General features: G+C 71.6%; 22 protein-coding genes and 1 pseudogene. 11 read left to right on the top strand and 12 right to left on the bottom strand.

The features are described from left to right. The first annotated feature begins 83 nt into the window (after positions 1-83). From BIV25_RS36475 to BIV25_RS36490, 4 genes are all read left to right on the top strand, one after another. Complete coding sequence (locus tag BIV25_RS36475) at positions 84-938, top strand: oxidoreductase (protein WP_071376813.1); 855 nt, start codon at positions 84-86, stop codon at positions 936-938. Positions 939-1095: 157 nt separating this feature from the next. Then, complete coding sequence (locus tag BIV25_RS36480; RefSeq protein WP_256256975.1) at positions 1096-1902, top strand: class I SAM-dependent methyltransferase; 807 nt, start codon at positions 1096-1098, stop codon at positions 1900-1902. A gap of 24 nt (positions 1903-1926) precedes the next feature. Further along, entirely contained in the window at positions 1927-3120 is a 1194-nt protein-coding gene (locus BIV25_RS36485) for a macrolide family glycosyltransferase (RefSeq protein ID WP_071376814.1), read from the top strand. Between the two features lie 222 nt (positions 3121-3342). Beyond that, positions 3343-4113, top strand: a complete 771-nt coding sequence (locus BIV25_RS36490) for an alpha/beta hydrolase (protein WP_071376815.1) — start codon at positions 3343-3345, stop codon at positions 4111-4113. Between the two features lie 59 nt (positions 4114-4172). On the opposite strand, the gene BIV25_RS36495 is transcribed toward BIV25_RS36490, so the two are convergent. Genes BIV25_RS36495 through BIV25_RS36505 form a run of 3 tightly spaced genes read right to left on the bottom strand, consistent with a single transcriptional unit; the run spans position 4173 to position 6810 of the window. Then, positions 4173-5150 (bottom strand): alpha/beta hydrolase, encoded by a 978-nt coding sequence (locus BIV25_RS36495; protein ID WP_071376816.1) that lies wholly within the window; start codon positions 5148-5150, stop codon positions 4173-4175. Positions 5151-5184: 34 nt separating this feature from the next. Continuing rightward, a complete protein-coding gene (locus tag BIV25_RS36500) occupies positions 5185-5757 on the bottom strand; it encodes a TetR/AcrR family transcriptional regulator (protein WP_071376817.1) in 573 nt (190 codons plus the stop codon). Positions 5758-5817: 60 nt separating this feature from the next. After that, a complete protein-coding gene (locus BIV25_RS36505; protein WP_071376818.1) occupies positions 5818-6810 on the bottom strand; it encodes a S9 family peptidase in 993 nt (330 codons plus the stop codon). Positions 6811-6983: 173 nt separating this feature from the next. On the opposite strand from BIV25_RS36505, the gene BIV25_RS36510 reads away from it, so the two are divergent. Further along, positions 6984-7454 (top strand): hypothetical protein, encoded by a 471-nt coding sequence (locus tag BIV25_RS36510; protein ID WP_071376819.1) that lies wholly within the window; start codon positions 6984-6986, stop codon positions 7452-7454. A gap of 66 nt (positions 7455-7520) precedes the next feature. Here BIV25_RS36510 and BIV25_RS36515 read toward each other — a convergent pair whose 3' ends face one another. Continuing rightward, positions 7521-8249: a TetR/AcrR family transcriptional regulator gene (locus BIV25_RS36515; protein ID WP_071376820.1), complete on the bottom strand. Its 729-nt coding sequence runs from the start codon at positions 8247-8249 to the stop codon at positions 7521-7523. Positions 8250-8602: 353 nt separating this feature from the next. Here BIV25_RS36515 and BIV25_RS36520 point away from each other — a divergent pair, with 353 nt between their 5' ends. Both BIV25_RS36520 and BIV25_RS36525 read left to right on the top strand, forming a co-directional pair. Further along, positions 8603-9997, top strand: coding sequence for an MFS transporter (locus BIV25_RS36520; protein WP_177235541.1), 1395 nt, complete (start codon positions 8603-8605; stop codon positions 9995-9997). A gap of 354 nt (positions 9998-10351) precedes the next feature. Continuing rightward, positions 10352-11089: a hypothetical protein gene (locus tag BIV25_RS36525; RefSeq protein WP_071376822.1), complete on the top strand. Its 738-nt coding sequence runs from the start codon at positions 10352-10354 to the stop codon at positions 11087-11089. 42 nt (positions 11090-11131) lie between these two features. Here the strand turns inward: BIV25_RS36525 and BIV25_RS36530 are convergent, their stop codons facing one another. From BIV25_RS36530 to BIV25_RS36540, 3 genes are all read right to left on the bottom strand, one after another. Beyond that, positions 11132-11464, bottom strand: coding sequence for a helix-turn-helix transcriptional regulator (locus BIV25_RS36530; protein ID WP_071376823.1), 333 nt, complete (start codon positions 11462-11464; stop codon positions 11132-11134). A gap of 170 nt (positions 11465-11634) precedes the next feature. Then, complete coding sequence (locus BIV25_RS36535) at positions 11635-12225, bottom strand: snapalysin family zinc-dependent metalloprotease (protein WP_071376824.1); 591 nt, start codon at positions 12223-12225, stop codon at positions 11635-11637. Between the two features lie 150 nt (positions 12226-12375). Further along, positions 12376-13119, bottom strand: a complete 744-nt coding sequence (locus BIV25_RS36540) for an alpha/beta fold hydrolase (RefSeq protein WP_256256936.1) — start codon at positions 13117-13119, stop codon at positions 12376-12378. 480 nt (positions 13120-13599) lie between these two features. Between BIV25_RS36540 and BIV25_RS51580 the strand changes: the two genes are divergently transcribed. Next, entirely contained in the window at positions 13600-13764 is a 165-nt protein-coding gene (locus BIV25_RS51580) for a hypothetical protein (protein WP_177235534.1), read from the top strand. Between the two features lie 29 nt (positions 13765-13793). Here BIV25_RS51580 and BIV25_RS36545 read toward each other — a convergent pair whose 3' ends face one another. Together BIV25_RS36545 and BIV25_RS36550 are read right to left on the bottom strand one after the other, a co-directional pair. Further along, positions 13794-14627 carry a PIG-L family deacetylase gene (locus BIV25_RS36545; RefSeq protein WP_071376826.1) on the bottom strand — a complete coding sequence of 278 codons (834 nt, stop codon included), beginning with the start codon at positions 14625-14627 and terminating at the stop codon, positions 13794-13796. A gap of 155 nt (positions 14628-14782) precedes the next feature. Further along, positions 14783-15478, bottom strand: a complete 696-nt coding sequence (locus tag BIV25_RS36550) for a glycerophosphodiester phosphodiesterase family protein (protein WP_071376827.1) — start codon at positions 15476-15478, stop codon at positions 14783-14785. A gap of 456 nt (positions 15479-15934) precedes the next feature. Here BIV25_RS36550 and BIV25_RS54690 point away from each other — a divergent pair. Continuing rightward, positions 15935-16099 (top strand): annotated as a pseudogene (locus BIV25_RS54690) (helix-turn-helix domain-containing protein); the annotation flags it as partial. A gap of 112 nt (positions 16100-16211) precedes the next feature. On the opposite strand, the gene BIV25_RS36555 reads toward BIV25_RS54690, so the two are convergent. The 3 genes from BIV25_RS36555 to BIV25_RS36565 are packed head-to-tail and all read right to left on the bottom strand — an operon-like array spanning position 16212 to position 18351. Continuing rightward, positions 16212-16505: a DUF1330 domain-containing protein gene (locus BIV25_RS36555; RefSeq protein WP_071376828.1), complete on the bottom strand. Its 294-nt coding sequence runs from the start codon at positions 16503-16505 to the stop codon at positions 16212-16214. A 53-nt stretch (positions 16506-16558) separates the two neighbouring features. Then, positions 16559-17992, bottom strand: a complete 1434-nt coding sequence (locus tag BIV25_RS36560) for an MFS transporter (RefSeq protein ID WP_071376829.1) — start codon at positions 17990-17992, stop codon at positions 16559-16561. Beyond that, positions 17989-18351: a MarR family winged helix-turn-helix transcriptional regulator gene (locus BIV25_RS36565; RefSeq protein WP_014173936.1), complete on the bottom strand. Its 363-nt coding sequence runs from the start codon at positions 18349-18351 to the stop codon at positions 17989-17991. The genes BIV25_RS36560 and BIV25_RS36565 overlap by 4 nt, the downstream gene beginning before the upstream one ends. Positions 18352-18499: 148 nt before the next feature. On the opposite strand from BIV25_RS36565, the gene BIV25_RS54695 reads away from it, so the two are divergent. Together BIV25_RS54695 and BIV25_RS36570 are read left to right on the top strand one after the other, a co-directional pair. Then, on the top strand, positions 18500-18664 hold the full coding sequence (locus BIV25_RS54695; RefSeq protein WP_177235535.1) for a hypothetical protein: 165 nt from the start codon (positions 18500-18502) through the stop codon (positions 18662-18664). Between the two features lie 315 nt (positions 18665-18979). Further along, positions 18980-19747, top strand: a complete 768-nt coding sequence (locus tag BIV25_RS36570) for a dienelactone hydrolase family protein (RefSeq protein ID WP_071376830.1) — start codon at positions 18980-18982, stop codon at positions 19745-19747. Positions 19748-19754 lie beyond the last annotated feature (7 nt).

Below are 19754 nucleotides of genomic sequence, written 5' to 3' on the forward strand. Positions count from 1 at the left end.
CCCTTGAGTCTCAAGATAATTTGCCTTGAGGCTCAAGATACCCGCACTGCCGCCTTCCGCCCCCACCACGTAGGAGCGCCCCGATGTCTTCGCAGCATGCCGACCCCGCGGCCGCCAAGGTGTGGTTCATCACCGGCACCAGCACCGGGCTGGGCCGCGCGCTCGCCCACGAGGTCATCGCCGACGGCGACCGCCTCGTCGCCACCGCACGCGATCCCCGGACCCTCGACGACCTGGTCGCCCTCGCGCCCGGCCGGGTCCGCGCACTGCCCCTCGACGTGACCGACCCCGGCGCGGTCCGCCGCGCCGTGGACACCGCGCTCAAGGAGTTCGGCCGTATCGACGTCCTGGTCAACAACGCCGGGTACGCCCTGCGCGGCGCCCTCGAGGAGGTCTCCGACGCCGAACTGCGCCGCCAGTTCGACACCAACGTCTTCGGAGCGCTGGACGTGACACGCGCGGTCCTGCCCACCCTGCGCGCCCGGCGCTCCGGCTGCATCGTGCAGATGTCCTCGGTCGGAGGCGTCCTGGCCACCCTGGGCGGAACCGCCTACGCCGGAACCAAGTTCGCCCTCGAAGGACTCTCCGAAGGACTGGCCGCGGAAGTCGCCCACCTCGGCATCCATGTCCTCATCGTGGAACCCGGCCCCTTCCGCACCGACTTCACCGGCCGTTCCGTCCGCTGGGCCGACCCGATCGACGACTACCGATCCGCTCTCGGCCCGGCCAGGGAACAGTTCCTCGCGATGCACGGCACCCAGCCGGGCGACCCGGCCCGCGCGGCCCGCGCTGTCATCACCGCCACCCGCATGGAGAAGCCCCCGCTGCGCCTGCCGCTGGGCGCGGGCGCCGTCGACCGGATCCGCGAACGGCTCCTACTGCGTCTGCAGGAAGTGGACGCGACCGAACCCCTCGGCCGCCCGACCGACTTCGACTGACCAGGCTCTTGTCGGGTACGGCGTCGAGTGGAACCGCGCACGACACGACGATCGCTCTTTCGAGAGGAGTGGCAGGGTGGCGGACAGTGCGAACGAGGAGGGGCCCGGTATGCGTCCCGCGGTGCGGGAGGCGTACGGTCCGGCCGATCTGAGCGGGATGCCGATCTTCGCCGGGGGGTTCATCAACTTCGGTTACTGGCAGGCGATCGAGCTGGACCGCCCGCTCGACGAAACGGCCCGGATCCGCAGTCAGGAGGACCTGTACGGGCGTGTCCTGGAGGCCGCCGGACTGCCGGGCGCGCGTGAGCTCCTGGAAGTCGGCTGCGGACTGGGCATGGGGTGCGCGTCGGCCCTGCGGGAGTACGGCCACGTCAAGGTCACCGGCATGGACATTCATCCGGACCAGCTGCGCCGGGCGCGTGACGCGCACGCCGATCTGCTCCGCAAGGAGCCGGAACGGCTGCGCTTCGTCCAGGGAGCCGCCGAGCGGATGCCGTTGGCGGACGGCGAGTTCGACGCCGTCATCAGCGTCGAGGCGGCTCAGCACTTCCCGGACCTCGACGCCTTCGCGGCGCAGACGGCGCGGGTGCTGCGGCCGGGCGGCCGTCGCGAGCTTCTTCACCGTCGACGACGCACCCGGCCGGCCCGGCGAACTCGCCGCTCTGCTGGACACGTTCGCGAACGGCCTGGACATCGCACGGCCCCTGCGGGCACTCACCGACGCGATGACGGCGGCCGGGCTCACGGACGTACGCGCCGAGTCGATCGGACGGCACGTGTGGCCGGGCTGGGACCGCTGGCTCAGCCGGTGGTGGGCCCCGGACACCTGGCCACGGAACTTCCTGCACGCCTACGAACAGCGCATCCTCGACTACTACGTCGTCACGGCGGAGCGGCCGCGCTAGAGACGAGGACGTGTGCGCCGCGTTGCCTGGCCGGGGTTCTCGGCGTTTGTCTGCCGTAGACCTCTATCCAAGGAAGTCCGGATATGCACCCTGAGAAGCAGTCCGCCCATATCGCCATGGTCGGCACGCCTTTGATCGGCCATGTGCTGCCCAGCCTGGAGATCATCCGTGAGCTGGTGACCCGCGGCCATCGCGTGACGTACGCCAATGCCGGCCCCGTCGCCGACCTGGTCACCGCCACCGGCGCCGAGCTGGTCGGCATCACGTCCACCCTGCCGGGCGCCGGCCGCGACTGGCCGCAGGATCCCATCGCCTGCGCCTCCCTCTTCCTCGACGAGGCGGAGGCCGTTCTGCCGCAGCTGCACGCCGTGTACGACGACGATCCCGCCGACCTGTACCTCTACGACGCCGGCGCGTACGCGGGCCGCGCGCTGGCCGAGGCACAGGACCGCGGTCTCGTCCAGCTGTCCGCGGCGCAGGTGGCCTGGGCTGGCGCCCAGGAGGAGATCGGTGCGGCGTACGAGCGGTTGCCCGGAGGCCCCGCACACCGGGCGCGGTTCGCGGACTGGCTGGCCGGGTGCGGTGCGGTGACCGGGAACGTGGAGGAGTTCACCGGCCACCCGCGGCGCGCGCTGGCCATGATCCCGCGCGCCATGCAGCCGCACGCGGACCGTGTCGACACCGAGGCGGTGACGTTCGTCGGCCCGTGCCTCGGCGCCGACCCGAAGCAGGTCGGCTGGACGCGGCCGGAGGGTGCGCAGAAGGTGCTGCTGGTGTCGCTGGCCGGCTCGGCCTCGCACGAGCCGCAGGAGATCCACCACCAGTGCGTGGCGGCGTTCGCCGATCTCCCGGGATGGCATGTGGTGCTGCAGACGGACGGCGGCGGCGATCTCGCCGAGCGCGTTCCCCGCACCTTCGAAGTGTGGCCGTGGGCGCCGCCGTTGACGATGCTGGAGCAGGCGGACGTATGGGTGACGCACACCGGAATGGCCAGCAGCGGTGCGGGCCTGTACGCCGGCGTGCCGATGATCGCGGTACCCCACGGGCCCGACCAGTCCCTCCACGCGGACCGGCTCGTCGAACTGGGTGTCGCCCGCCGGCTCGACCCCGCGGACGTCACGGCGGCGGCGCTGCGTACCGCCCTGATGGAACTCATCGGCGATCCACAGGTCGCCACGCGCTCGGCATGGCTGTGGTCCGAGGTACGCGCCGAGGGCGGCGCCTGCCGGGCCGCGGATCTGATCGAGGAGCAGCTGGTGGCAGAGCCGGTGGGCTGAAACACGGGGGCGGTCTCCGCTGCCGTGCCTGCGCGGCGAAAAGGATTCGACGGGAGGGTGACCGGGCTTGTAGCTTCGAGCCGACCGTGACACCGCCCGAGGAGGTGAGACCCATGAACGCTGTATCGACGTGGGTGCTCTCCCTTCCGGTCACGGCCGGCGACTGACGTAGGTGTCGCCGGGAGCGCCTCGACAACAAGGCACTCCCGAAAGGCAACACCTGTGCATTCTCTGCAGTTCACCACCGAGTCCTCGTCGAACGGCATGGTCGAGCGCGACTTCACCGTGGGCGACGTCCCCGGAGTTCTCTGGTCGCCGGCCTCCGGCGCCGAGCGGGCGCCCCTGGTCCTGATGGGCCACGGCGGCGGCGCCCACAAGAAGCACCGGGCGATGGCGGGCCGGGCACGGCGTCTCGTGACCGGCTGCGGCTTCCATGTCGCCGTCATCGACGCCCCCGGTCACGGCGACCGGCCGCGCACCGCGCACGACGAGCGGGAGATCGCCGAGCTGCGCGCCGCGCAGGCGGCGGGCGAGCCGGAAGGGCCGATCGTGGTCCGTTACAACGCCCGCCTGGCGGAGCTCGCCGTGCCCGAGTGGCAGGCGACCCTGGACGCCCTTCAGGAGCTTGCGGAGATCGGCTCCGGCGGGCCGGTGGGCTACGTCGGCATCGGCCTGGGCACCGCGATCGGGGTGCCGCTGGTGGCGGTCGAGCCCAGGATCACGGCCGCGGTCTTCGTCTGCACCTGGCCCGATGCCCTGGTCGAGAAGGCGAAGCAGATCACCGTCCCGATCGAGTTCGACCTGCAGTGGGACGACGAGCGCATCCCGCGCGAGGCCGGCCTCGCGCTGTTCGACGCCTTCGCCTCGGAGGAGAAGACGCTGCACGCCAACGCGGGCAGGCATCTGGAGATGCCCCGGTTCGAGGCCGACAGCGCGGTCCGGTTCTTCGCCCGGCACCTCGACCGGCCGGTCACCTCACCGGCGGGAAGGTGAGCGGCAGCGGCGTCCGGTCTGCCGATCGGGCGCCGCTGCCGCGGTCCGGGCCGCTTCGGTCAGGACGCGTGGGTGGTGACGAAGTCCGCGATGGCGTCCTGCATCTGCTGGAGGCCGGGCTCTTCGAGGGGGTAGTGGCCGGCGTTGTCGAGCATGACGGTGTCGACCGGGACCTTGGTGATGCGGGACAGCACGGGCACGCTCAGGTGGTGCGGGGTCCAGCGGTCCTCGGCGGGCTGGGTCAGCAGGACGGGGCAGGCGTCGAAGTCCTCCGGCTCCGCCGCGGGGGCGTAGTTCAGGTAGCGGTCGAGGAAGCGGACGCTGACCCAGTTGGCGGCGGAGGTCCGGTCCTTCCTGAGGACCTTCATGGCACCGGGGTCGTTGGCCAGAGCCGACATCTTGGAGGCCAGGCTCATCGGGTACTTCATCGAGGCGGCCGGTGTCCTGGCGAGCAGGCCCATGAGCGGGGCGCCCATACGGGCGGTGAACAGGTCGTGGGAGGTCTCGTCGCGGACCCGCTGGTCGCGCTGGTCGAGGAAGGTCATGCCGACGATGCCGGCCAGGGTGGCGCGGGGGGCCTTGGCGGCGACGTGGTAGGTGAGCATGCCGCCCGCGCTGAGGCCGTACAGCACGATCGGGCGGTCGTCCCGGGAGCGTTCGTGGGCGAGGAAGTCGACGACGAGATCGACCCAGTCGTCGTAGGAGGGAGTCGTGCCCGGCCTGACCTGGGTGAGGCCGTAGCCGAGGTTGTCCAGGGCGACCGTCTCGAAACCGCGCTCCGCCAGCGGGGCGCCCAGAATCAGCGACATCTGGCGGCCGTTGGTGCCCACCCCGTGGTGCAGTACGACCTTCGCCTTCGCGGCGGGGTCGCGGTAGCGGTCGAGGTGGACGCGGTGTCCGCGCCAGTCCCAGAACTCCTCCTCGGGCGCGGTCTCGTCGGTCAGGCGGAGTCGGGCGGGCAGGAACCGCTGGAGCTCGCGCCAGGCCCGCTGGTCGCGGTAAAGGGTGGTGGCGGGGTCGGCGGGGGCGGTGCGCATGGGGAGGTGCCTTTCGGCGCGGCCTGACCGTGGGTCAGGCGGGGGGTGGTGCGGGGCGGCTCAGCGCTCCTCGGGTGATCATCCGGACGCCGGCTCTCAGGTCCCGGCGGGCCGTCTCTGGGTCGCGCAGGTCGTCCTCCAGGCCCCGGGTGAACGTGAGCAGCACTCCGGCCGCCTGGTCCGCGGTGTCGGGGACGAGCGCGGCCAGGGGGCCGGTGACCAGCTCCGTCAGGCGGTCCATGTAGGCGGTGACCAGCTCGGGGGTGTGCGCGGAGGCGGCGGACAGCAGCTCGTAGGCGTGCGCGGGGCTGTCCCGCCAGAGCCGGATGGCGACCTCCAGCTTCACCGTGAGCACACCGAGCACCTTCTCCTCGGCCGTGCCCCCGGCCGCTGCCGCCGCCTCGGCGGCAGCACCGGCCGGCTCCAGCTTCGCCCGGATGACCTTGGCGAACGCCTCGTCCTTGGTCCCGGCGTACTTGTAGACGGTCGGGCGCGACAGCTGCGCCTCCTCGACGATGTCGGAGATCGTCGTGCGGCGGAACCCGTTGCGGCAGAAGCAACGGTAGGCGCTGTCGAGCACGATCTGGGAGGACGGGACCTTCGGCATGGCTACAGATTTAACACTCGACTCGAAGAATGTAAATCGGCAGGGGATGGTCGCCCGTGTTCACACCGGTGCCTCCGTCAGGAAGCGCGTGATGTGGTCGGCGAGGCGGGGCAGCCAGTCGGGTCGTGCGTTGCCGAGGAGGTGGTCGCCGTGCGGGACGGACAGATAGGTGCCGCGCGGTGCCAGCCGGGCCAGGGGCTCGCCGTTCGTCACCCCGGGAATGACGTCCAGGCCACCGTCCACGACCAGGAGGGGGGCCGCGACGCGGGGTGCCAGGGCGGCGAGGTCCACGTGGCGGGCGAACTCGCGGGCGGCGTCGGCTCCTTTGGCGCGTCGGGCCATGATGTCCCGCACCCGCGGGGGCACTTTCTCCCAGTCGAGGCGGAAGGGGCCGCTGACGGTGGCGGCCACCGCCACGCGCGTCTCCATGGCCGCGGTCCGGGCCGCGAAGTAGCCGCCCAGGCTCAGGCCGACGAGTCCGATGCGCGCGACGCCCAGTGCGTCGACGACCCGGCCCACGACCTGCTCGTAGTCCGGCCTGAGGGTCGTCGAGCCCGCGAGCACGCCCTGCCCGGGACCGTCCATGGCGAACACGGCCAGTCCCCTGGCCAGCAGTGCGGAGACCAGATCGAGGAACTCCTCCTTGGCCGAGTCCAGGCCGGGGACGACGACCACGGTGCCGGGCGCGTCGGCGGGGCCGCGCAGCCAGCCGGTGAACCCCTCGCCGCTCACGCGCCGCGCACCGGGCTCCAGCGCGGTGAGCGCCCTGCTCAGGGCGTGGTCCGCCGCTGCGGCGGCCGAGCCCGACTCCGGGTACGGCGCGAGCGTGGCGAGGTGGAACCACCGGGCCGCCGTCAGCAGGTGCTCACCGGCCGAGAGGAGCGATCCGGCGCTCTCCGTACGCTCCAGGTAGGCGTGTCCGGTGCGCACGAAGGAGGGCTCCCAGTCGGCGACGGAGGCCAGGCCGGCGGTGACGCGCCGGTATTCGTGCGGGTCGACGCCCGCGCCGACGGCGCGTGTCCACTGGGCGTCGGCGAAGTCGGAGACGTTCATCGTGCTTCCGTGGGAATCAGTCTGTGCATGCCGAGGATGCAACCTCTCCGGCCGCCCCGTGCTCCAACAACGGACAGGCGCCGTCGACAACTTCCGGTTGTCGCCTGTGGTGGGCCCGCCGGCGGAGCCGCTTCAGGCCGGCATGTCAGAGGCCGCCAGTAGCCTCGGGCGCCATGGGAATTCAGGTCGACGTAGTGGCGAGTTACCCGGTCAACGACGAGATGGAGCGGGTGCTCGGGTTGGCCGAGGCGGTCGGCGAGCCCGTCACCGTCACGTTCGTGTGGGACGGGGAAGACGCGGAACGCGCGGTACTGGTGCCCGCGGCCACGCTGGCCCGCTGGGAGCACTGGGCCCCCACCGCCCACCCGGCCGGTGGCGCCGGAGCGGAGGACCGGGCCGCGGCGGAGGAGCCGGAACTGGCCCACCCGGCGGAATGCGGCGCGTTCACGCTGTACCGCCGCCGCGTGGGAGGGCGTACGGCAGTCGCTCGCCACGGGGTGGTGGTCGCCGAGCTGCTGGACCCCGACGAGGCGCACTGGCTCCAGAAGCAGGCCCGCAGCGTCCGCCAGGGCTTCATGGACCCGAAGCAGAGGGTGGCGTTCGAGGAGTTCCTCGCCCGGCAGGCATCCCTCGACGATCGGTGACACGCCGGCTCACGCTGTACGGCGAGACAGTTGGTCTACGGTCGCACGGGCTGCCCCGGCCCGGTCTCAGCTCCTGGTCCGCGCGTCGATCCCGTCCAGAAGCAGTTCCAGCCCGACGGTGAAGCTGGTGTCCCAGTCGACGTCGGAGATGTAGTCGTTCGCGGCGACGGTCGGATACTGGTCGCGTCGGCTCTCCAGGTACTCCTGCCCCAGCCGGGCCTCCTCGGCGGAGAGCTGGAGGCTGGACTGGGTCGCCGTGGCACCCATCACGTGGTTGTAGAGCGCCCACGTCGCGGCGTTGAGCCGCTTGCCGGTCAGCCCCGCGCGCACCAGCGCGGACTGGAGGAACTCCATCCAGGCCAGGAAGTTGGGGCCCATCAGCGGCCGTTGCCGCGCGGGCAGAGTGGCCGCCCAGGGATGCCGCAGCATCGCCTGGCGCCAAGTGGTGACCAGGGCCACGATGTCGTCCCGCGGATGCTCGGCGCGTTGGCCGGGGAGCCGGGTCTCCCCGAAGATCGCGTCGACCGCCAGGTCGATGACGTCACCCTTGGTCGCCACGTGCCAGTACAGGGTCGTGGCACCCACCTGAAGCCGTTCGGCGAGGTGGCGCATCGTGAGCCGGTCCATCCCCTGCTCGTCCAGCAGGGCGACGGCGGCTTGGACGATGCGCTCCCGCGTCAGTGGTGGTTCCCCCTTGTTGCCCCGCGAGACACGGAGCCAGACGCTGCCGACTCCCGCACCGCCCTGTCCCCTCGCGCGTTCCTTGCCCGCGATGACGTTCACCTCCGGATTCATGCGGCTCACCCCCGAGGGTGCACATCGCGACGCTGAGCATCGCCGGTCGAGTCTTGCACGCCCCGGCCCGTGCTTCGCGCGCGACTGCCGGCAACCGCGCCGCCAGCGTCGCCCATCGCACTCAACTCCCGTTGTTTTCAGGCCACTTAGAGGGTCATTACAGGACTCCTTGAGCGTGTGCGTCATGACACCGCCGCACGGGGCTGCAGTAGGGTCACGGCCCACCGGACCAACGTTCGAGTCCCTCGACCATAGTGCGAGTACACGTGACTTACATCCAGCAAGAAGCCCCCTCGTCTGCGCGGTCCACGACACGCTGGTGGACCCTTCCCGTCGTGAGCCTTGCTCAGCTGATGGTCGTTCTGGACGCGACCATCGTGAACATCGCCCTCCCCTCGGCCCAGAAGAGCCTGGGCATGACAGACGCAGACCGCCACTGGGTGATCACGGCCTACGCCCTCGCCTTCGGCGGCCTCCTGCTCCTGGGCGGGCGCGTGTGCAGTGCGATCGGCCACCGGCGGGCCTTCGCCGTCGGCCTCGTCGGCTTCGGCCTGACCTCGGGGCTCGGCGGTGCGGCGGGCAATGCCGGCACCCTCGTCGCCGCACGCGCCGGCCAGGGCCTGTTCGCCGCGCTCCTCGCGCCGGCTGCGCTCTCCCTGCTCATCCTGACCTTCACCGACGGGCGCGAACGCGGAAAGGCCTTCCGTGTCTTCGCCGGCGTCGGCGCGGGCGGTGCGGCACTCGGCGTCGTCGCGGGCGGGCTCCTCACCAAGTACGCCGACTGGCGCTGGTGCCTCTACGCCAACATCCCCATGTCCGCGATCGCCCTGATCGGCATCCCGCTCATCCTGCGCGACCGCCCGGGCGGCAACCTGCGCAACCTGGACCTGCCCGGAGTGCTGCTCAGCGCCGCGAGCCTCGTCTCACTGGTCTACGGCTTCACCCAGGCGGAACCGCACGGCTGGGGCGATGCGAAGGTGCTCGCCCTGCTCGTCGGCGGCGTGCTCCTGCTGACCCTGTTCGTCCTGGTCGAGAGCAGGACGCGGAACCCGCTGCTGCCCCTGCGTATCCTGGTCCACCGGGTCCGCGGCACCGCGTTCGTGTCCGTGTGCCTGATGTTCGCCGCGATGTTCGGCTTCTACCTCTTCGTGAGCTACTACACGCAGACGATCCTCGGCTACTCGCCGGTCAAGGCCGGCATGACACTGCTGGTGAACGCCGTGAGCACCACCGTCGGCGCGATGCTCATCGCCGGCCGGCTGAGCCGCAGGGTCGCGCCGAGCACCCTGATCGCGGGCAGTCTGCTGTCGTCCGCCGCCGGCATGCTGATCCTCACGCAGCTGAAGGTGGACAGCACTCATGTGTTCCCGGTGTACCTGACCCCGGCCATGATCCTGACCGGTATCGGTCTCGGCTGTCTGCTGGCAACGGCGACGAACACGGCGACGATCGAGCTGGACCCGGCCGAGGCGGGTGTCGCGTCGGCGGCCTACAACACGGTGCAGCAGGTGGGCGCCGCGTTCGGCACCGCGCTGCTCAACTCCATCGCCGCCGGCGTCACCACGTCGTACCTGAAGGACCACGGGAACCGTCCGGAAGCCGTCAACACCGGGACGGTGCACGGCTACACCGTGGCGCTCTGGGTGGCCTTCGGCCTCCTCGTGGGCGGCGCCCTGGTCGTCAGCCTGCTCTCCCGAGGCGGTCGCCGCCCCTCCCGACCGACCGGGGTGGCCGAAGTCTCCGGCTGAGGCCGGGCGTCCGCAGGACGCGGGAGGCGTCGTCGCCGTCGTGCCGTCCGGCCGACGACGATTCGGTGATCGTGAGGTGCGGATTCCGGTGCGGGGCGGACACGCTGGCCGATTGTCGCGGGAAGTGACGGCGTGTCGTCACGTCGGCTGACATCATCGACTCCACTCGCGGCAGCTTCGCAAGACGGGCGGGCGGCGAGTGGGCTGAGCGTTGGTGTGACACGTGCCGAGAGGGTGGCCTTTTGGCGTTCGCATGCTGACGGCGGTTGAGCCTGTCCGTGGAACGTCTTGGGGGCGCCGTCGATGAGTTGGCTTCACCACAGCTGGGTGGCTGTCTATGTGTTACCCGCCGGCGTGAGTGCGGGCATCGCGTGGGTGGGGCTGGTGCGCGAGTTCTCCGGCAAGGGGCGGTTGCTGGGCAGCTGGGCGTCGTCGTCCCTGATGTTGCTCGTGCTGGCGCTGATGGGTCTGGTGGCCGCCGGTGCGGTGGTCCTGCTGCCGCATGCGGCGTCGATTCCCCCGGTGCTCGCGGGTGCGGCGACGGGCGCCACGGCGTTGCCCAGGCGCAGGCAGGACGAGACGGTGCAGCCGTACGTCAAATTCATGACACTGGGGATCGCTCTGGTCAGGGAGCGGCTGGTGCAGCGTGTGCATCTGGACGCGTGCAGCTGGTCGGACCGCTTTCTCCAGGGCATCGAGACGTCCGCCCAGCTCAGGGTGTTCGTCCACGATCTCAAGCTGTACCTGCTGGAGCGGCATCCGCTCACCGCCGAGACCAAGACGATCTGCGCGGTCTACGCGGATGTGCAGACGGCGATCGACGACGCGCTGGACGTGCAGACGGGGATCGACGAGGCGTGCCGCCAGGCCGGGCGTGAGGCGACGGGGGATGAACTCGTCGCCCGACGCCAGGCGTTCGGCACCGCGCTCGCCCACTGCGGACACCTGCTGCGCTTCGCGTACGTGCACGGCCGCCGCAGCGAGAGCGAGGAGCTCAGGGCCCTGCGTGCGAAGGCGATGTCCAACGACGCGTTCCACAGTCCGGCCGTGCCGTCGCCGCGCCGCTGGTTCGACCGCTGGCTCACCCGCTGAACACGCATGCCGGATGTGAGACGTCGGACGTGAGCGTGCGGCTCAGTGACGGGCCGGGAGTCCGCTGCTGTGGAGGGGGGACGTGTCCGTGCCGCTGCGGGCTCTGGCGTCCGTCGGCTGTGCGCGGGGGCGGAAGGTGATCTGCACGTCGGCGTCCAGCGCTTCCGCCACGGCGGCGAGCGTGCGCACGGTCAGGTTCGCGTCTTCGGACATGATCTGGCTGACACGGCCCGGGCTGACACCCATGGCCGCCGCCAGGTCGGAGCGCGTCTTGCCCTGGCCGGCCAGCAGGCCGGCCAGGGAGGCCGTCGCCTGTCGCCCTATCCGGGAAGCCGCTAGCGTGGTCCGGCTCTCGTCACGGGCAAAAATGCCCATGATTCACCCCCAACTCATGGAGAGACAACGCTTGTTGCCACTCCATCAGCATGCCACCTTTAGCTAGGGCTAAAAACTCGGTTGGTGAAAACGCTACGCCCTTCACCCCCTCCAACGGCGCTGACCTGCGGCAGGCCACCGTGAAACTGGCGCAAAGTCATTCTTCTGGGTCAGTGCGAGCCGGTGAGCATCCGGCCGGACCAGACGTCGATCACCACCTGGCGGTGATGCGGGCGCATCGCCGACGCGCCGGCGGCGTAGTTCTTGTCGACCTGCGCCGCCTCGGCCGCGTCCGGCTTGGCGTTCGTGCAGGACGTGCCGGGGCCGTGGCCGGACATGAGCTCCGAGCACGGGCCGCTGTAGTCGTCGGGCAGCCCGAGGATGTGCCCGGTCTCGTGGGCCGTGATGCGGGTCGCGTCGTACCCCTCGTCCACCGCCTGCTGGCCCAGCTGCACGTCACCGCTGCCGCCGGGGAAGATCGGCCCCAGCGTGGTCTGCGGCCAGCCGCTGGTCGCCTCGTAGACGTAGTCGGCCGAGCCGGGGCTGCTCGCCGGCTCCAGGCGCACGTTGTGCACCGCGTCGTTCCAGTTCTGCACGGCCTGCTGGACCGCGCCCGCCCACTGCCCGGCGTTGCTGGCGTCGTAGGTCAGGGTGACCACTGCAGGGGTCGCGTGCGGCGCGGGGTGCGCCGAAGCGACGCCGACCGTCGTGCCCAACACGGCCGGGAGAAGTGCCGCCAGGGCGGCTATTCGCTTGATCATGGGACGGGTGCGCCTCCTTGGGTCTCGGCTGCTGCCCGCAGTAAACGAGTTCGTCGCGAACACGACAACCTCTCCTCCGGTAATCGGGTCCCGGTCGCCGTCAAGTTGGCTCAAAGCGCACAGGAGGCAGCGGCGCCGCGGCGCCGGCGGTCAGGACGCGCCCGCCGCCTTGAGGATGAGGTCGGCGACGGCGTCGGGGCGGGCGACGAGCGAGACGTGGCAGGTGTCGATCTCGACGGTGTGGGAGTGGGCGCGCCTGGCCTCGAAGCGTTCCTGTTCCGGGGTGACGGTCTTGTCCTGCCGGCCCACCAGGGCCCACGAGGGGATGTTCTTCCACGCGGCGGCGTCGGCCTTTTCGGAGAACGCGGTGGTGGCGGCGGGCCGTTGGGCGATGCCGAGCAGGTTCGCCTGGGCGGCGGGCAGGCAGGCGGCGAAGACCGTGTGGACCTTGTCCTGCTTGAGGTAGAGGTCGGTGCCGGTCGTGCCACCGGTGCGGTAGGGCACGGAGCGGGTGGCGGTTGCCAGGGCGCTCGGGAAGCGGGCCGACAGGGACATGCCGCTCTCGCCGACGTCGGGCATCAGTGCGTTGACGTACACCAGTGCCTTCACGTGGGGGTTGCCGGCCGCGGCCGTGCTGATGACGGCACCGCCGTAGGAGTGACCGGCCAGCACGACGGGGCCCTTGACCGACCTCAGCACCGAGGTGATGTACGCGGCGTCGCTGTGCAGGCCGCGCAGCGGGTTGGCCGGGGCCATGACGGTGTAGCCGTGACGCTCCAGCCGCTGGATCACCCCGTTCCAGCTGGAGCCGTCCGCGAACGCGCCGTGCACCAGGACGACGGTCGGCTTGGCGCCGTGCGCCGTGCCCCTGGCGTCGGCCGGGGCGGTGGGCACCGCGCACAGTGCGGCGATCGCACACCCGGCCGCCGTGCTGCGCCGGCGCCGGCGTCGCCGCGGAGTGTCCGGCAGTGGTCCGCGTATGCCAGATACCGTCATGCCGATCTCGCTCTCTCCCGGGGGACTACGGCCCATACGCTCACGATTCGGCGTGGACGGACTCGGCGTGTTCGCCCGAGCGGGTGACCGGGGTGTGGCAGGGGAGTGACGTGCGCGGTGCGCAGCCCGGCGAGCCGCGAACGTCCGGCCGAAGCGAGCCGAGGGCGCCGGACAGCGCGCCGAGGGCGGGCCGGCAGGCGTGTCCGGGTGGCGCCGCGACGCCGCTGGGCAGGCCTGCCGGCCCGCCCTCGGCCGTCGATGCGGAGTGGGGACGGGCCACGGAGGGCGAGCCCCCGCCCGGCGCTGAGGGAGAGGACCTCGTCCTCGGGGCCGGGCGGCGCGGAGGGCCCGGCGGCACCGGCCGCCGCGCTCCTGGCCATGTGCGTGGTGGCCTGGAGCGGGACCGCCGAACACGTCACGGGCGTCGCCGGCACCGTCATGGTCCCCTTCCACCGGCTCACGCCCGGCCTCGCCGCGTTCCGTCCGCGCACGCTCGTCGCCCACGTGGTCCGGACCGCCGCCCTGCCGGCACCCTGGCGCTGAGCGCTCCCAGGCCCGGGGAGGCAGGCGGATCAGCGCAGTCCGGCGAAGAGGTCGTTCTCGGGTACGGCCGTGCCGGTGGTGTCCTGGACGCGTACGAAGGTCTCGACGCCCATCAGCTCGGTGAACCTCTTCTGGCCCATCTTGAGGAAGAAGATGTTCTCGCCCTGGCTGGCGTGCGCGGCCAGCGCGTCGAACTTCTGACCGCCGAACGCGCTGGTGTCCACCCAGGTGGTGATCTCCTCCTCGGGAAGCCCGATCTCGGCCATCGCGGCGGCCTCGGCGGGATCCGGCTCCTGCCAGTCCCCACCGAACTCGCGCATGACCTCCCCGAACCGCTGCATCATCGAACGGGGCGCCGTCGTCCAGTACACCTTCGGCGTCGGCGCGGTCATCGCCAATGCGGCCATCGTGATGCGGTTGGCCTGGATGTGGTCGGGGTGGCCGTAGAAGCCGTTCTCGTCATAGGTGACGACCACATCGGGCTGGTAGCGGCGGAAGAGTTCCGCGAGCCGGGCGGCGCCCTCCTCCACGGGGGTCTGCCAGAAGGATCCGGGGGCGTCGTTGCTCGGCCAGCCCATCATTCCGGAGTCGGTGTAGTCCAGCGTCTCCAGATGGCTGATCTTCAGGATGGCGCAGCTCGCCTCCAGTTCCTGACGCCGCATCAGGGCGACGGCCGCCGGATCGTGCCCGGCGTCACCCGGCTTGACGCCCCCCGGTCCGTCACCGCAACTGCCGTCGGTACACGTCACGAGGACCGTACGGATGCCCTCCGCCGCGTACCGCGCGAGGACACCTCCCGTTCCGGTGGCCTCGTCGTCGGGGTGGGCGTGCACCGCCATGAGGGTCAGGGGCCGGTCGTTCATGAAATCAGTCCTCCTGTGTGAAAAAGCCTCGGTCCGAGTCCGCGGCAGGCGAGTCGGCGGTCGCCCCGTCATCGGGTGACCAGCCGGTCCAACAGCGCGGGCCGGACCGGCTGTTCCCGCCGTGCACGGCCGGTTCGGTCCCGGACACCGTGAGGTCAGGCCGTGGCCTCGACCAGCCGCTTCATGCCGGGCTGGTCGGTCACACAGCCGACCAGCCCGAGCGTCCGGGCCAGCGTCAGGTCGCGCTCGTCGTTGACGGTCCAGGCCATCACGTCGATGCCGGCGGCGCCGCACTTCTCCACCACGGCCCGGTTCAGCTGGCGCAGTTCCACGCTGACCAGGGTGGCACCGACCTTCTGAGCGCGGCCGACGAAGGTGTCGCGGTGCGCGCTGGGGCCCGCCACCAGCACGGTGCGGGCCTGCGGCAGCAGCTGGTGGATCTCGATCAGCGCCACGTCGTGGAACGACAGCACCGACACCCGGTCCAGCAGGTCGCGGTCGGTGAGCACCCGGGCCAGCGACCGGGCGGCGGCCACGTCCTTGATCTCCGCCTGGATCGGCAGCGTCGGACCGACGGCGTCCAGCACCTCCTCGAAGGTGGGGATGCGCTCGCCGAGCCCGGCGTCGAGCTTCCTGAGCGTCTGCAACTCCTGGTCGGCGATCGGCCCGGAGCCGTCCGTCGTACGGTCCAGGGTCTCGTCGTGCATGACGACCAGCTCGCCGTCCTTGCTCAGGTGCAGGTCCAGCTCGATGCCGTCCAGGCCCTCGCGTTCGGCCCGCAGGAAGGAGCGCAGGGTGTTCTCCGGCTCGGCGGCCATGACACCGCGGTGGCCGATGGTGAAGAAAGACACTCGGTTGCCGTCCTTGGGTGTGGTGGTCCGGGGGCAGCCGCACGAGCGCCGTACCCTCCGCCGGGCGGCGAGCCACCGCCTGCCGGAGTGCCCAAGCCTAACGGGCCCGTCCGGCCGCACGCCCTCCCCGCCCGGACCGCGCCGACACGCTGCTCGGCGCCGCGCCGAGGGGCGGTCAGGAGGCCGGCCGCATCCATGCCGAGTCTGCCGCGGCCGAGCTGGAACGGCAGGAGGGGGCGATCGCCCGCAGGCGGGCCGGGGCCGAACCGGTTCCGGCTCCGGGCGGCAGCACCGCCCTCCCACGCGCGGATCGTGCCCAGCTCGGTCAAGGGCCGCTGACCTGCCAAAAGATGGCCGCAGAGCCTGGTAGGCGGCGCCCCGGCGTGGGGCGGGCTACCGTCGCCGTACGGTGACGGACACGAAGGACGAAGGCGCGAAGGGCAAGGGTGGGGTGGGATGGGTGAGCACGGTCGGTGGCGGCGTCATCGTACGGTGGACCGGGTCGTGTGGATCCTGGAGGCTGCCGCGCGTGCGCCGGGCGGGGTGAGGGTGGCCGAGTTGGCGCGGACGGTCGGGGCGCCGGCGAGTTCGGTGCAGGATCTGGTCAACGGTCTTGTCGTGACGGGTTTTCTGCTGGAGCAGCAGGGGCGCTTCCGGCGCGGGCCGTCAGGCCGGACCGGATCTTCATGTCGAGCGGGTTCACGGAGGCGGCCCGCACCCGGATCCGGACCGGTCAGTCGATGCCCTCGACGATGCGGAAGTCGCGCTCGACGCCGTCGGAGAGGGCGACCAGCGCCTCCTGGTAGGCCGCACTCTCGCGCGCCGCGACGGCCTGCTCGAAGCTGTCGAACTCGATCAGGACGGTGCGCTCGGCGATTCCGGCGTCATGCGCCACGACCCGACCGCCGCGGACGAGGACCCGACCGCCCCCGGCCTTGACGGCCGGACCGGCCAGCTTGTTGTAAGCAGCCGGCTTCTCAGGGTCCGAAATGGTGCGGTAGACGCTGACCCAGTAGCCCTTGGGCATGGAACCTCCAGTGTTGGGATGAGCGCATCTGAACTTGATGAGTGCATCTGAACTCACGGGTTGGTCTCGGACGGGCGTCGGCGGGCGAGAGCGAGGCTTGTCAGCGTCGTGATCGCCATGGCGCCGGTGCCGACCAGCGCCGCGGTGGTGTAGGCGCTGTCGTCGGGGAACAGGTCGCCGGGGCCGGTGCCCGCGGCGAGGATCAGGCCGCCGATGGCGCTGCCCAGGGAGTACCCGACGCTGCGGACGACGTAGTTGAAGCTCATGGCGCTCGACGTCTCGCTCTTGGGGGTGACGGCCAGGATGACGCCGGGCATCGCGGCCGAGAAGCCGCCGACGCCGAAGCCGAGCACGCCCATCGCCGCGAACAGTTCGGCCAGGTCCGACCGGGCCGCCGCGAACAGGGTGAACCCGCCGCCGACCATGACGGCGCTGCCGGCCAGGAGCAGGGGGTCGGCGATCCGCGTCCGGACCCGCGGCGTGAGCTTGCCGGCGACGAACCCCAGCACCGAGAACGGGATGAGGACCAGCCCGGCGACGAAGGTCGTCAGCCCGAAGCCGTAGCCGGCGCCGTGCGGCGTCTGCGCGTACCGGGTGATGAGCGTGAGCAGGAGGTACATGCCGATCCCGCCGACGAACATGGCGAGGTTCGCCCCGGCGACCGCCGGGTGCCGCACCGCCCGCACATCGACCAGGGGCGTCGTGCTGCGCAGCTCGATGACGGCCCAGACGCAGAGCAGCAGCACCGCGACGACGGCGAGGCCCGCCGCCACGGCGAGGTGCCGGCTCCACAGATTCTGTTCGCCGGCGAGGAACAGCACCAGGAGCAGCGCAGCGGCCAGGACGACCGCGCCTGCCACGTCCACGTGGGCGGAGCGGCCTTCGGGGGCTTCGGGCATGGAGCGCCACGCGGTCAGGAGGGCGGCGGCGGTGACGACCAGGCCGAGGCCGTAGGCGGCCCGCAGTCCGCCGAGCTCGGCGAGCAGTGCGGCCAGCGGGTAGCCGACGCCGGCCCCGATGATCGAGACCACCGAGATCAGGGCGATCACGGCCGCGCTGCGCTCCTCGGGGAGGTGGTCCCGGGCCACGCCCATCATCAGCGCCGTCAGCCCGAGCCCGATGCCCTGGGCCGCCCTGCCGGCCAGCAGCCACGCGAACGGCAGCGGCAGCACGGTGAGCGCGCTGCCGGCGACGACGACCGCCAGCGTGACGAGGATCGTGGCCCGCCGGTGCCGGCCGGCCCCGAGCCGGCCCAGGACCGGCGTGGCGACGGCGCCGCTGAGCAGCGCGACGGTCAGCGTCCACTGCGCGCTGCCGAGCGAGACGTGGAACGAGGTCGCCACACCGGTGATGAGCGGCGTCCCGAGGCTGGCGACCGCCGCCACGACCAGAGCGATGAACATCAGGGCGGGGACCAGCAGCCGCGCCTCGGAACGCGCCACCGGGAACGCCTTCACCGCGACCCCGTCGACCGGCTGCCCGGTCACTGCTTTGGCCCTTCGCGGTCCTGGCTTTCGAGCTCTGCCAGATGCTTCAGCGCCGGAAGGGCCGCCACCAGCGCCTCGACCTCGTCGCCGGTGAGCTCGCCGATCAACCGCTCGAACGCGTGGACGCCCGCCTGGCGCCGCGTCCGGACATAGGAGGCGCCGGCCTCGGTCAGGCACACCAGCGTGACCCGCTTGTCGGACGCGTCGCCCCGCCGCTCGACCAGGCCGGACTCCTCCATCACCCGGACCAGGGCGGTCATCGCGGGCTGGGTGACGCCCTCGACCGCGGCCAGATCGGTGATGCGCCGCGGGCCGGTCCGGTCCAGGGTGGCCAGGGTGGCGGCGGACGTCAGGCTCATGTCCCGGGGCAGGCGTCTCGTGGCCCTGGTGGCCAGGCCGTAGAGGGCTGCCCCGATGGCGGCGGACGCGCCAGGAGCGGTGTCTTGACGACTCATGCTCGAAGCATAGCATTTTTATATTCATAATCTATGTAAATGGTCGACTGGCGTGGGCGGCACGCCCCTTGAGCAGGCCGCCCCGCCGGATCCGCGTCAGTGCCAGGCCCAGCAGCCGGTCGGCGCGGTCGCCCCCGGCGAGCCGGTCACGGAAGTCGGACAGCACGCTGTGCTGGAAGCCGGGGTCTTCCAGCTCCAGGCACGAGGGCGTACGTGAAGTCGATGCGGCAGCGCACCGCCTCGGCGGCCTGGCGGTCCGACAGGTTCAGCGCGTACTGCAAGCCCGCAGGCGGTGGCCGGCTGCGCGGGCGAGAGCCCGGGGCGGCCGTCGCGCGGGTACCAGGCGGTGAAGTCCTCGTCGCTGAACAGGCCGTCGAGGCGGTCGCGGATCCACGTCGCGGTGGTGCCGTGGGGGCGGGGTTCGTGACGGTTCTTGTGGGCCCTCGCCGTGTTTCAGAGGGACACCCGCGCTGTTCTGCCAGCGGCAGAGCACCGGCCGGACCGGGCTCGACGATCACTACAGTCCGGTCTCATGACGGCGATTACGACGCGCACGGTCGAGTATCCGGCCGACGGATTGACGATGATCGGACACCTCGCGCTCCCGGCCGGTGTCGACCGCCGGCCCGCGGTGCTGCTCGGACCAGAGGGCACCGGGCTCAGCGACGTCGAGCGCCGCCGGGCCGATGCTCTCGCCGAACTGGGATATGTAGCGCTGGCCTTCGACCTTCATGGCGGGCGCTATCTCGGCGACCCCGAGGAGATGCTGGCCCGTTGCCTGCCGCTGCTCGCTGATCCCGACCGGATGCGGGGCATCGGCCATGCGGCGCTCGACGTGTTGCGCGCCGAACCGCGGACCGACCCCGACCGGATCGCCGCCGTCGGCTACGGCACCGGGGGCGCCGTCGGGCTGGAACTCGGGCGCGACGGCGCCGACCTGCGCGCAATTGCGACAGTCAACGCACTGACCACGGGCCGACCGGGCGAGGCGGCGCGCATTCGCTGCCCGGTGTGGGCCGGAGTCGGGTCGGAGGACCTGATCATGCCGCCCGCACAACGGGACGCGTTCACCGCCGAACTGCAGGCCGCGGGCGTCGACTGGCGCCTCGCGGTCTACGGCGGAGCGCTGCACGCCTTCCACCACCCACCGGTCGACCACACCGTGCGCCCCGGCGTCGGCTACCACCCACGGCACGCGCAGCGAGCCTGGCGCGACGTCGTCGGCCTGCTCGCCGAGTGCCTGCCCGTGACGGCGGATCCGGGGCATGACCCAGGTGAGCATGCTGGCCCCGGGCACTGACAGTCCA

This window comes from Streptomyces sp. MUSC 14, assembly GCF_001866675.1.
Taxonomy (GTDB): domain Bacteria; phylum Actinomycetota; class Actinomycetes; order Streptomycetales; family Streptomycetaceae; genus Streptomyces.

Excerpts from the sequence above, each read along its gene's own strand:
- BIV25_RS36475 (WP_071376813.1), top strand. The coding sequence starts at position 84 with ATGTCTTCGCAGCATGCCGACCCCGCGGCCGCCAAGGTGTGGTTCATC.
- BIV25_RS36565 (WP_014173936.1), bottom strand. The coding sequence starts at position 18,351 with ATGAGCCTGACGTCCGCCGCCACCCTGGCCACCCTGGACCGGACCGGC.
- BIV25_RS36480 (WP_256256975.1), top strand. The coding sequence starts at position 1,096 with ATGCCGATCTTCGCCGGGGGGTTCATCAACTTCGGTTACTGGCAGGCG.
- BIV25_RS36545 (WP_071376826.1), bottom strand. The coding sequence starts at position 14,627 with ATGAACGACCGGCCCCTGACCCTCATGGCGGTGCACGCCCACCCCGAC.
- BIV25_RS36520 (WP_177235541.1), top strand. The coding sequence starts at position 8,603 with ATGGTCGTTCTGGACGCGACCATCGTGAACATCGCCCTCCCCTCGGCC.
- BIV25_RS36570 (WP_071376830.1), top strand. The coding sequence starts at position 18,980 with ATGACGGCGATTACGACGCGCACGGTCGAGTATCCGGCCGACGGATTG.
- BIV25_RS36495 (WP_071376816.1), bottom strand. The coding sequence starts at position 5,150 with ATGCGCACCGCCCCCGCCGACCCCGCCACCACCCTTTACCGCGACCAG.
- BIV25_RS36500 (WP_071376817.1), bottom strand. The coding sequence starts at position 5,757 with ATGCCGAAGGTCCCGTCCTCCCAGATCGTGCTCGACAGCGCCTACCGT.
- BIV25_RS36535 (WP_071376824.1), bottom strand. The coding sequence starts at position 12,225 with ATGATCAAGCGAATAGCCGCCCTGGCGGCACTTCTCCCGGCCGTGTTG.
- BIV25_RS36555 (WP_071376828.1), bottom strand. The coding sequence starts at position 16,505 with ATGCCCAAGGGCTACTGGGTCAGCGTCTACCGCACCATTTCGGACCCT.
- BIV25_RS36515 (WP_071376820.1), bottom strand. The coding sequence starts at position 8,249 with ATGAATCCGGAGGTGAACGTCATCGCGGGCAAGGAACGCGCGAGGGGA.
- BIV25_RS36505 (WP_071376818.1), bottom strand. The coding sequence starts at position 6,810 with ATGAACGTCTCCGACTTCGCCGACGCCCAGTGGACACGCGCCGTCGGC.
- BIV25_RS51580 (WP_177235534.1), top strand. The coding sequence starts at position 13,600 with ATGTGCGTGGTGGCCTGGAGCGGGACCGCCGAACACGTCACGGGCGTC.
- BIV25_RS36485 (WP_071376814.1), top strand. The coding sequence starts at position 1,927 with ATGCACCCTGAGAAGCAGTCCGCCCATATCGCCATGGTCGGCACGCCT.
- BIV25_RS36530 (WP_071376823.1), bottom strand. The coding sequence starts at position 11,464 with ATGGGCATTTTTGCCCGTGACGAGAGCCGGACCACGCTAGCGGCTTCC.
- BIV25_RS36510 (WP_071376819.1), top strand. The coding sequence starts at position 6,984 with ATGGGAATTCAGGTCGACGTAGTGGCGAGTTACCCGGTCAACGACGAG.